Annotated in this window: 10 protein-coding genes; 1 reads left to right on the forward strand and 9 read right to left on the reverse strand. The window is 58.8% G+C overall.

Translation table 11 applies throughout. From position 1 onward, the window contains the following. A partial coding sequence (locus tag PHW99_RS13740; protein ID WP_300178565.1) for a GNAT family N-acetyltransferase occupies positions 1-747 on the forward strand: 747 nt, incomplete at its 5' end. A gap of 37 nt (positions 748-784) precedes the next feature. Here PHW99_RS13740 and PHW99_RS13745 read toward each other — a convergent pair. From PHW99_RS13745 to PHW99_RS13785, 9 genes are all read right to left on the reverse strand, one after another. After that, entirely contained in the window at positions 785-1369 is a 585-nt protein-coding gene (locus PHW99_RS13745) for a YqiA/YcfP family alpha/beta fold hydrolase (RefSeq protein WP_300178568.1), read from the reverse strand. 17 nt (positions 1370-1386) lie between these two features. Next, entirely contained in the window at positions 1387-3906 is a 2520-nt protein-coding gene (locus PHW99_RS13750; RefSeq protein WP_300178571.1) for an FtsX-like permease family protein, read from the reverse strand. Between the two features lie 71 nt (positions 3907-3977). Next, positions 3978-4832: a formate dehydrogenase accessory sulfurtransferase FdhD gene (locus PHW99_RS13755; RefSeq protein WP_300178612.1), complete on the reverse strand. Its 855-nt coding sequence runs from the start codon at positions 4830-4832 to the stop codon at positions 3978-3980. Between the two features lie 5 nt (positions 4833-4837). Next, positions 4838-5182 carry a hypothetical protein gene (locus tag PHW99_RS13760; protein ID WP_300178574.1) on the reverse strand — a complete coding sequence of 115 codons (345 nt, stop codon included), beginning with the start codon at positions 5180-5182 and terminating at the stop codon, positions 4838-4840. Positions 5183-5201: 19 nt separating this feature from the next. Further along, on the reverse strand, positions 5202-6269 hold the full coding sequence (locus tag PHW99_RS13765) for a formate dehydrogenase subunit gamma (RefSeq protein ID WP_300178615.1): 1068 nt from the start codon (positions 6267-6269) through the stop codon (positions 5202-5204). Positions 6270-6370: 101 nt separating this feature from the next. Further along, positions 6371-6592 (reverse strand): hypothetical protein, encoded by a 222-nt coding sequence (locus PHW99_RS13770; protein ID WP_300178577.1) that lies wholly within the window; start codon positions 6590-6592, stop codon positions 6371-6373. Next, entirely contained in the window at positions 6589-7221 is a 633-nt protein-coding gene (gene fdh3B, locus PHW99_RS13775) for a formate dehydrogenase FDH3 subunit beta (RefSeq protein ID WP_300178580.1), read from the reverse strand. Before fdh3B ends, PHW99_RS13770 begins: the two co-directional genes overlap by 4 nt. A 10-nt stretch (positions 7222-7231) precedes the next feature. Next, positions 7232-10198, reverse strand: a complete 2967-nt coding sequence (locus tag PHW99_RS13780; RefSeq protein ID WP_300178584.1) for a formate dehydrogenase subunit alpha — start codon at positions 10196-10198, stop codon at positions 7232-7234. 30 nt (positions 10199-10228) lie between these two features. Continuing rightward, positions 10229-10438, reverse strand: a complete 210-nt coding sequence (locus PHW99_RS13785) for a formate dehydrogenase (RefSeq protein ID WP_300178587.1) — start codon at positions 10436-10438, stop codon at positions 10229-10231. Positions 10439-11001: the final 563 nt, after the last annotated feature.

Below are 11001 nucleotides of genomic sequence, written 5' to 3' on the forward strand. Positions count from 1 at the left end.
GATGCGTTTTACGCGGCTGATCACGGTGGTTTTCTGGTCGGGCTGCTGGACGACGAGCCGGTCGCCACCATTTCTGCAGTGAAGTACGGCGCATCTTTTGGCTTCATTGGGTTTTACATCGTCCAGCCCAGGTTCCGCGGTCAGGGTCTGGGCCTGCAGATATGGCAAGCTGGCCTGAGCAGGCTGGCCGGGCGTACCGTCGGGCTGGATGGTGTGCTGGCGCAACAGAGCAATTACCGTAAATCGGGCTTTGATTTGGCCTACCGCAACATCCGCTACCAAGGGGTTGGCGGCGCGCCCTGCCCGACCGACGAGGCGGTGGTCCCACTGGCCAACGTACCGTTGGAGGACATCGCCGCTTACGACCAACCCTTGTTCCCTGATAACCGCGTGGCTTTCCTGCGCTGCTGGGTTGATCAACCTGGCGCCGTGGCCTTGGGGCTGGTCCAACAAGGCCAACTGCTTGGTTACGGTGTGCTGCGCCCTTGCCGGTCTGGCTTCAAAGTCGGGCCCTTGCTGGCCGACAGCCCTGCGCTGGCTGAACGGTTGTGGCTGGCGCTCAGGGCCAGTGCGCCGACCGGGGCACCGGTCTTTCTGGACACGCCTGCTGCCAACCCGGCTGCCGTTAACCTGGCACAGCGCCACGGTATGCAACTGGTGTTTGAGACAGCGCGCATGTACTTGGGTCCGGCGCCACAGTTGCCGATCAACCGTGTGTTTGGTGTCACCAGCTTTGAACTGGGGTAAGCCGTGCTGCTCAATGGCGGGTGGCCCTGCTGCCCACTCAAATCAGGTCAAGAAAGCCCAGCACAGCGTCCAGGTGCTGGTCATAGTCGCTGAGGGCGTGGTCGCCGGCGGGCAGCAGTTTGATGGAGGCCCCCGGGTAATGGGCCGTCATTTCACACCAGTCCAACACCTCATCTCCCTTGGCAATCACCGCAAAGTAGCGCTCAGGATGGCTGATATGGGCCACCTCCTGGGTGATGAGTTCGTCCACATACCGTGCCTCAAAGACAAAGCGCTGATCAGGGTCATGCCACACCGCGTGTTCACCAAGGTGTACCGCCAGATCACGTGCCGGATGCACCGCCGGGTTGAGCAACACCGCCTTGCAGCCCAGACGTTCAGCCAGCCAAGTGGCATAAAAGCCGCCCAGTGACGACCCCACCACCGCCATCGAGGCCTTCGGCCAGTCGGCGATGGCCTGCAGCACCCCGTCCATGGCTTGTTTGGGTGACGCTGGCAGGGCCGGGCACAACCAAGTCACGCCAGGATGCCGACTGGCCACTGCCGCCGCCGTCATGCGCGCCTTGGCCGACGCTGGCGAAGAACGAAAACCGTGCAGGTATAACAAATGAGTGGTTGGCATAGATTCCCCTGGTCAGGTCAGGACGCCGCCTGACGCAGCGTCTGCACCACCGGGCGGCGCAGCACATCACGCAGGCCCCACCAGCCAGCGGCCAGCGCCAGCCCGGCTCCGGCCAGAGCCCCCAGCAACAACACCCATGGTGACACCGACCAGGCAAATTCAAACACATAACGAGCCAGGGCCCAGCCGACAACACTGGCCACCAGCGATGCCAGAAATCCGGCCAACAGGCCAACACCCGCGAGCTCAATGCGCTGCACCTGCCGCAGCAAACGCTCGCGGGCGCCAATGGCACGCATGATGGCATATTCACGCGAGCGTTCCTCGCGGGTCGCCGTGACCGCAGCAAACAACACCACCAGACCAGCGGCCAGCGTGAAAGCAAACAAAAACTCCACCGCACCAATCACTTGGTCCAGTATGCGCTGAATCTGGCCAATGGTCGTTGTCATGTCGACACTGGTGATATTGGGAAACTGACGCACCAGGGCGTTGTCGAAGCCTGGCCTGGCAGGTGCCCTGAACGCACTCATGTAGGTGGCCGGCACATGGTCCAGCCGGTCCACCGGGTACATGGCGAAGAAATTGGCCCGCATGGACCCCCAGTCCACCTTGCGCAGCGAAGTGATTCTGGATTCCAGCTGCAAGCCGCCGACATCAAACGTCAGGCGGTCTCCTAGTGACACCCCCAGGGTCTTGGCAATCCCTTCCTCCAGGCTGATGGCACCGGCCTCATTGGCCTGCCAGCGCCCAGCCACCAGCACATTTTGAGTGGGCTGGCGGGCGCTGTGTGACAGGTTGAACTCACGGTCCACCAGCCGGCGCGCCCGCTCTTCACTGTAGTCATCCGGACTGATGTCACGACCGTTGATGGCCACCAGTCGGCCACGAATCATGGGAAACCAGTCAAACTGGGTCACCCCGGCGTCTTTCAGCGCCTGCGTGAATGCCTGCCCCTGCTCGGGCATGACGTTGATCACAAAACGGTTGGGCATATCCACGGGTGAGGCCTGGCGCCAGCTGCTGATCAGATCGGTGCGCAACAATACCAGCAACACCAGCGCCAGCAAGCCAACCGCCAGACTACTGACCTGAACAACCGCAAAAACGGGGCGGGCTGAAATCTGCCGCGTTGCCAGAACCAGGGCCGTGGGCGCGGTGGCGTCGTTGACGACCAGCCGCAACAGCTTGACCGCCCCCCAGCTCAATAACGCAAACAACACCGTCGCCGCCGCAAAGCCACCCACGGCAATCAGGCCCAGCTTGAGATCGCTGCTGGCGGCCATAAGCAAGGCAGCAAAACCGATGATGCCCAGGCCAAGCACACTGGCCGAGGCCGGTTTCAGTCCACCGACATCACGCCGGATCACCCGCAGCGGGGGCACCTGGGCCAGTTGCAGCACCGGCGGCAACCCAAACGCCACCAGCAAGGTCAGGCCCATGCCGACACCGAACAACACCGGCCAGATACTGGGAGCCGGCAGGTGGGTGTTCACCAGCCCGGCCAGCAAAGCGACAAATCCGTAGTGCACTGCAAAACCCAGCACCACCCCGATCACACTGGCCAGCAACCCGGTGAGCACAAACTCCAGGCTATAGGCGGCCGCGATGGTGCGCTGACGCAGGCCCAGCACCCGCAACATGGCGCAATCATCCAGATGGCTGGCAGCAAAACCACGCGCAGCCAAAGCAACCGCCACGGCACTGAGCAACGCCGCCAGCAAGGCCACCAGATTCAGGAATTTTTCAGCACGGTCCAGCGTGGTGTTGAGTTCCGGGCGTCCGCCCTGCAGCGCTTCCACTCGCATACCACGCACGCTACGCGCGAGGATTTGGGCCTCTGCCCAATCCACAAAGGCGCGCACCGCCTGGTCATCCCCGGCCACGGCCAAACGGTAGCGCACCCGGCTGGCAGGTTGCACCAGGCCCGTCGCCGCCACGTCAGCCAGGTTGATCATGACCCTGGGTGAAAAACTCATGAAACCAGCACCGCGATCAGGTTCGTCAACAATCACCCGGCCAATGCGCAAGGCGCTGTCACCCAGCAGCAAGGTGTCATTCACCTGTAGATTCAAACTCTCCAGCACCGCCGCCTCAACCCAGGCTTGTCCTGGCATCGGGACCTCGCGTGTCAAGACCGCTTGCGCATCCGGCGCGGCACTGACACGCAAGTCGCCACGCAAGGGGTAACCCGCTTCAACCGCTTTCAACGCAACCAGCCGGATGTTGCCGCCTTGCGCCTGCGGCGCGCGGGCCATCGTAGGGAACCCGAGATGCTGCACCTGTTGCAACCCAAGTGCACGCACCTGCGCCAAGAAAGCTGCGGGCATGGGATTGTCGCTGGCCACCACCGCATCCCCACCCAAAAGCTGCCGAGCATCACGCTGCAAGCCGCCTTTGAGCCGATCTGCAAAAAAGCCAACGGCTGTCAACGAAGCGACCGCCAGCGTGACCGCCACCATCAACAAACGCAATTCCCCCGAGCGCAAATCACGCAACAAGGAACGCCAACCCAGTTGAAGGAAAGAAATTTTCATGCACCAACGATAGCGCAGTTGGGCGAGTGTTGAGTGCATGAATCCTCAGCAACCCGACAGTTCAAGCGTATTTACGCCATTTCGGCTACCGCGGTACTACGGGTGTTTGAAAGTTCAGGTTGCAGCTGCAATCTGTGTACCCCACTGAAACACAGAAAGCGCCTGTTAGTCGCACGACCAATGGCGCACAGACCCAATCGCTGCGCCACATCCAGCCCCATTTGGGTGATACCACTGCGCGACACCACAATCGGCACCCCCATTTGCGCGGATTTAATCACCATCTCACTGGTCAGTCGGCCTGTGGTGTAGAAAACTTTGTCAGCACCTGGCATTGCCGGGCCATCTTGCATCCACATCCAGCCGGCAATGGTGTCGAGTGCATTGTGACGGCCGACATCCTCTACAAAAACCAGCATCTCGGCACCACAAAACAAGGCACAACCGTGCACCGAGCCAGAAGACTTGTAGGTGCTGTCTTGCAAACGGATGGCATTGACAATGCCGTACAAATCGGACTGCAACAGCGTCGCGGGTGGCAGCTTAATGCTGTCGACCTCCGCCATCAAATCGCCAAACACGCTGCCTTGGCCACAACCGGTCGTCACGACCCGTTTGGCAGTGCGAGCCTCAATGTCCGAGATACCTTGACGGGTTTTGACGGCTGCCGCACCCACCTCCCAATCGACCGTGATGGACTCTACCTCGTCCACACAAGTCACCAGCCGCTGGTTACGCAAGAATCCCAAGACCAGCAACTCAGGGTAAGCGCCCAAAGTCATCAGCGTCACCAGTTCACGCTTGTCGACGTAGACCGTCAGCGCCCGTTCGACGGGAATGCACACCGTATCATGCTTGCCCAACTCGTTGAGCACCGGCACCTCGCGCGTCAAGGCCGCCCGGGCCTGTGTCAAACGGGGTCGCAACGTGCTCAAGGTTTTTTGGCCACTGCCACGGAAGCAGGAACTGCTGGCGCAGGCGCAGCAGACACTGCGGGCACATTGGGCGTATAGACGAAGGGGCCTGGATCCGTACAGCCGCTGGCCGCAGCCGCGCCCTTCTTGGCTGGCGCCGCCTTTTTGTAGTGCGCCACCACAGCATCCTGGGCTTTGCAAAGCTTGAACGCATCTACCTTGCCCGCCCACGCGGTTTTGGCCTTGGCTTCTTCCGCTTTGGCTTTGGCCTCGTCAGAAGGAGCTGGCAGCTTGGCCAAAGCCGCTGAACTCATCACGGCCAATACAGCCACGGTACACAAGGTTTTGATCATCTTATTCATTGAAGTGTCTCCAACCGTCTCAAATTTGAACCGGCTCGCCCGCAGCAGCGGAAGATGCTGTGGTTGGCCCACGTTGCGCAGGAATCTTGCCTGCCTTGACATCGTTGTACCAAAGTTCATGGTGTTCCTTGGCCCAGCCTTCGGTCACGTAACCGGTTTTCATGCCTTCCAGCGCACCACGCGTGCCGATGGTGCCCATGTAAATGTGGCCAATCAGGATCGCGGCAATCCAGAAGGCCATCGCCGAATGGACCATGCTGGCGATTTGCATATCACTGCGCAAATATCCCAGCCCGGGTACCAAATGATCCAGCACCAAGCCGGAGACCACCACAATCAGGCCAGGAATGGTCACCGCCCACCAAAACACGCCCTTTTCAGCCGCATTAAAACGATGTGAAGGTACTTGTTTGTCACCCAGCATGCCACCGGCTTTCTTCAGCCAATTGAAGTCAGCAGCGTTGGCAATGTTGTCCTTGACAAACACCCCGATCACGATCAGCAGCGACACCGCAAACAACGGTCCAACGAAGTTATGCACATTTTTGAGAGCATAAGTCAGCCAGCCAAACAAGGTCGAACCGATGATCGGAAGCAACCAGAATTTGCCAAATGCCATGATGAGCCCAGACACTGCCAAAGCCACAAAAGCAAAGGCATTGGCCCAGTGCGCCGCACGCTCAAACGGCGTGAACCGTTCAATTTTTTTACTGTTGGCAGGATAGTCGTCTCCCAATGGCCCCTTGGTGAAAAACAGGATGGCCAAGGCCAACACGCTGATCAAAATCAACGAGCCGCCATAGGGAATCAACCAGTTGTTGCGAGTTTGCCGCCAAGCCTCGCCCGCATTGGTGAGGCGCGAACCAGGGTATTGCACAGAGGGCTGAATCAGTACGCCAGCTTCTGGTGCTTGCGTCACCGGCAAGCTACTGTAGCCCGCCACGCCTGAACCTACCTGCCGCCACATTGGCGCATTGTTACCAGGCTGTACCTTGGCACGTTCACCATTGGATTGGCTGGCATAACCCGGCTCCTGGCTGGCATCTGGCTTGACATCCATGATGTTTTGCCCCTGGATGCCAGGCATGGCCGCTGCGGGGGCCGGTGCCGTTTGCGCCACAGCGCAACTCCCGGCAAGCGCCATGACAGCAACGAACGATAAGGCTTTGATCATATGGCCTCCTCTGCTCAGTTCATACGGGTGTAGTCATTTTGACCATACTGGCCGCGTGCTTTCAGTTGCGACTCCCAACTCGCTTTGTCACCGGGTTTCCAGTCTTTGTTGACAAAGGCCTTGCCTGTTCCGGTGTAAGCAGCGCTGTCATGCTTGTTGGTTTCAAGCGCTTGCGGTTTTTCACCACAAGCCGCCAGGGCGGAGGCCAGCATCATTACAAACAACAGCCGTTTCATGATTTTGCTCCTTCTGGTGCAGCCACGCCTGGTTGACCAGCTTGTTTGGAACCGTAAGCTGTTCCCCAGCCCCAGACCTCAGCGCCCTTACCACGGCGCAACACGCGGTTACGGAAAATGTCGGCCACCACGTCACCGTCACCAGCGATCAGTGCCTTGGTCGAACACATCTCGGCACATACGGGCAACTTGCCTTCGGCCAGGCGATTGCGGCCATATTTCTCGAACTCGGCCTGGCTACCATTGGCCTCGGGGCCACCGGCGCAGAAGGTGCACTTGTCCATCTTGCCACGCACGCCAAACGTGCCCTGGCTGGGAAATTGCGGTGCGCCAAATGGGCAGGCATAAGAGCAGTAACCGCAGCCAATGCACACATCCTTGTCGTGCAGCACCACACCTTCGTCAGTACGGTAGAAGCAGTTCACAGGGCAAACAGCCATACACGGCGCGTCCGAACAGTGCATGCACGCCACAGAAATGGATTTTTCACCCGGCACACCATCGTTGAGCGTGACCACGCGGCGGCGGTTCACACCCCAAGGCACTTCGTGCTCGTTCTTGCAGGCCGTGACACAACCATTGCATTCAATACAACGCTCTGCATCGCAAACAAATTTCATTCTTGCCATGCTGTTCTCCTTATGCTTTTTCGATGTTGCAGACGGTTGTCTTGGTTTCCTGCATCATGGTCACACTGTCATAACCATAAGTCGTTGAGGTGTTGATGGCTTCACCACGCACCACAGGATGCGCGCCATCCGGGTAATACGCGAGCATGTCAGCGCCTTGCCAGCGGCCCGAGAAGTGGAACGGCATGAACACCGTGTCTGGCCCGACCCGTGGCGTCACCAGCGCTTGCACATTCAATCGTGCGCCGGTGGGGGTCGACACCCAGGCGCGTTCGCCATTGCGAATGCCTTTTTCTGCCGCCACTTTGGGGTTGATTTCGACGAACATCTCTTGCTGCAACTCGGCCAGCCAGGGGTTGGAACGAGTCTCCTCGCCACCACCCTCATACTCGGTCAAACGACCTGAGGTCATGATGAACGGGAATTTTTCGTGCACCTTGTCCACCACATTCTTGTCCTGCAATGTCTTGTACAACGTGGGTAAGCGCCAGAAGGCTTTCTTGTCGTCGTGCGTCGGGTACTTGGCCACCAGATCGGGACGAATGCCGTACAAGGGTTCGCGGTGTTTCGGAATGGCATCGGGGAAGTTCCACACCACGGCCCGCGCCTTGGCGTTGCCAAACACGTGGCAGCCATGCACCTTGAGCACCACGCGCTGAATACCACCGGAGAGGTCGGTCTTCCAGTTTTTGCCTTCGGCGGCTTTTTGCTCGGCCTCGGTCAAATCAGCCCACCAGCCCAGCTTTTTGAGCAACACGTGATCAAACTCAGGGTAGCCGGTGGTGATGTCAGCCCCCAGGGAGTGAGAGCCATCTTCAGCCAGCAGATTCACACCCTCCCGCTCCACACCGAAGTTGGCGCGGAAGTTACCACCACCATCCATCACATGTTTGGAGGTGTCATACAAATTCGGTGAACCCGGATGCTTCAACTCAGGCGTACCGTAACACGGCCAGGGCAAGCCAAAGTAGTCACCCGTCATGTCGTAGCCGGTCTCCTTGTCTTTCACCGTGCCTTTACAACGCAAGGTTTTGACATCAAATGCGCCCATGTTGCGCATGTGCGCTTTCAGGCGTTCCGGACTCTGACCGGTGTAACCAATGGTCCAGGTGGCCTTGTTGATTTCACGCAGGATGTCCTCAGGCATTGGTTCGTCCATGCCATTGACTTTTTGCATTTTGTAGTTGACTGACAGCTCTTTGCCAAAGCCCAGCTTGTCGGCAAACTGCTGCATGATCATGTGGTCGCTGCGGCTTTCCCACAGCGGCTCAATGACTTTTTCACGCCACTGGATCGAGCGGTTGGAGGCGGTCACCGAGCCACTGGTCTCGAACTGGGTGGCGGCCGGCAGCAGGTACACGGCGCGGTTGGGGTTCAGGTCTTCGGGCTTGCCTGGCATGGCGGCCATGGCCGCAGTCGCCGATGGATAGGGGTCGACCACCACCAGCAAATCGAGCTTGTCCATGGCGCGTTTCATTTCCAGGCCACGGGTTTGGGAGTTGGGCGAATGGCCCCAGTAAAACACGCCGCGCAGGTTGCTGTCCTGGTCGATCAGCTCGTTTTTCTCCAGCACACCGTCGATCCAGCGCGACACGGTGATGCCGGGCTTGCTCATCATGGCCGGTGAGGCAAACTGTTTTTTGATCCACTCGTAGTCCACGCCCCAGACCTTGGCGTAATGCTTCCAGGCCCCTTCGACAATGCCGTAGTAACCAGGCAGCGAGTCGGGGTTGGGGCCGACATCGGTGGCACCCTGCACGTTGTCATGACCCCGGAAGATGTTGGTGCCACCACCACTCTTGCCGACATTGCCCAGCGCCAGCTGCAAGATACACGAAGCCCGCACCATGGCATTGCCAATGCTGTGCTGGGTCTGCCCCATGCACCAGACCAGCGTGCTGGGACGGTTCTCGCTCATCATGCGAGCCACACGCAGCACCTGCTCTTCCTTGACACCACAAACGTCTTCGACCTTGTCGGGCGTCCAATTGGCCATGACATCAGCCTTGACCTTGTCCATGCCATAGACGCGGTCATTGATGTACTGCTTGTCTTCCCAGCCATTGTTGAACACGTGGTACAACACACCAAACAGGAAAGCGATGTCAGAACCGGAGCGGATGCGCACATACTCGTCAGCCTTGGCGGCAGTGCGGGTGAAACGCGGATCCACCACAATCATCTTGGTGCCGGTTTCCTTGGCATGCAACATGTGCAGCAAGCTGACCGGGTGCGCCTCAGCGGCATTGGAGCCAATGTACAAGGCGCACTTGCTGTTTTGCATGTCGTTGTACGAATTGGTCATGGCCCCATAACCCCAGGTGTTGGCCACACCAGCCACCGTGGTGCTGTGGCAAATACGCGCCTGGTGGTCGCAATTGTTGGTGCCCCAGAAGCTGACAAACTTGCGCATCAGGTACGACTGCTCGTTGTTGTGCTTGCTTGAGCCCACAAAGTACACGCTGTCCGGGCCGCTGGCTTTTTTCAGCTCCAGCATCTTGGCGGTGATCTCGCTCAACGCCGTGTCCCAACTGATGCGCACGTACTTGCCATTGACCAGCTTCATCGGGTAGCGCAAACGGAATTCCCCGTGGCCGTGCTCACGCAGCGACGCCCCCTTGGCACAGTGCGCACCCAAATTGATCGGCGAGTCAAACACCGGCTCCTGGCGCACCCAGACGCCGTTCTCCACCACGGCATCCACCGCGCAGCCCACCGAGCAGTGGGTGCACACAGTGCGTTTGATTTCAATCTTGCCCTCGCCCAGCGCCACATTGCCGGCAGCCGCATGGGTCTTTTTGACCAGCGTGAGTTGCGAGGCGGCCAGACCGACCCCGACGCCCAGACCCGAACGACGCAGAAAAGCGCGACGATCCATGGTGGGCAAAGCCTGACTCAAGCCCCGGCGCAAGCTGTGAACAAACGGCGTGCGCGCGGCACTACCCGACGAACCAGCAGATTTTTTGGTTAGCAACATGTAAGTCTCCGAAAACGGGAAAAATGGCGGTCAGACCAGAGCAGTCCTGTAATAGTGTTTGACGTGGTCACTGAGGGCGTAGCCGCCACCTTTTTCCGGCTTGGGCTGGGGTTTGGATGCAGAGGTTGGTGTCACCGCTGTCACACCGGGCACGACACTGACCGCCGCGGCCAGAGCACCTGCCGTGCCAGCGCCGGCGAACAACGTGCGACGCGACAATTTGGAGGGGGATGAAGGCATGAAAAGTCTCCTCAAGTGAACTACCTATGAATACTAGAACATAGCAAATTGAGGCTAATCTAACCAGACCCAAGCGATCCCGCAAGTGGGTAAACCCCGCTCGAACCAAACTCGCCGGTGCGAAACGAAAAGCGCTTTGCGCATCAAAAAAAATCAAGCACCACAGCAAAGCATAAACAATGCCATGTGTGAACATACCCATGAATGCCCCAGGATGCTTGGATGAACCACAGTACCAGCATGTGCCCCCTTCCCACGCTCTGCCAACAAGTGCGACAGGTTGTCAGAACACTTTGCGACAATTTGTCGCAAAGCCACTATGAAACCACCTGAATCCATGGCACCAAAGCGGTACTCACCAAGCGTTGATTCAAGTCAAAATATTTTTACTTGACTGTTTTTGTCGGGTCTATCGCTAGAATTTCAGGCACTTATGCATGACCTGAACCTCTCCACAGAAACCATCGTAGCCGCCACCAAACCTCTGGAGGGCTGGCCCGACTGGTCGATTCTGGTCGTTGATGACGAACCCGGCATGCGCAACTTTCTGGTCAAAACCCTGG

The sequence above is a fragment of the Rhodoferax sp. genome, assembly GCF_028689305.1.
In the GTDB taxonomy this organism is placed as follows: domain Bacteria; phylum Pseudomonadota; class Gammaproteobacteria; order Burkholderiales; family Burkholderiaceae_C; genus Rhodoferax.

Excerpts from the sequence above, each read along its gene's own strand:
- PHW99_RS13760 (WP_300178574.1), bottom strand. The coding sequence starts at position 5,182 with ATGAATAAGATGATCAAAACCTTGTGTACCGTGGCTGTATTGGCCGTG.
- PHW99_RS13780 (WP_300178584.1), bottom strand. The coding sequence starts at position 10,198 with ATGTTGCTAACCAAAAAATCTGCTGGTTCGTCGGGTAGTGCCGCGCGC.
- PHW99_RS13785 (WP_300178587.1), bottom strand. The coding sequence starts at position 10,438 with ATGCCTTCATCCCCCTCCAAATTGTCGCGTCGCACGTTGTTCGCCGGC.
- PHW99_RS13765 (WP_300178615.1), bottom strand. The coding sequence starts at position 6,269 with ATGCCTGGCATCCAGGGGCAAAACATCATGGATGTCAAGCCAGATGCC.
- PHW99_RS13770 (WP_300178577.1), bottom strand. The coding sequence starts at position 6,592 with ATGAAACGGCTGTTGTTTGTAATGATGCTGGCCTCCGCCCTGGCGGCT.
- PHW99_RS13750 (WP_300178571.1), bottom strand. The coding sequence starts at position 3,906 with ATGAAAATTTCTTTCCTTCAACTGGGTTGGCGTTCCTTGTTGCGTGAT.
- fdh3B (WP_300178580.1), bottom strand. The coding sequence starts at position 7,221 with ATGGCAAGAATGAAATTTGTTTGCGATGCAGAGCGTTGTATTGAATGC.
- PHW99_RS13745 (WP_300178568.1), bottom strand. The coding sequence starts at position 1,369 with ATGCCAACCACTCATTTGTTATACCTGCACGGTTTTCGTTCTTCGCCA.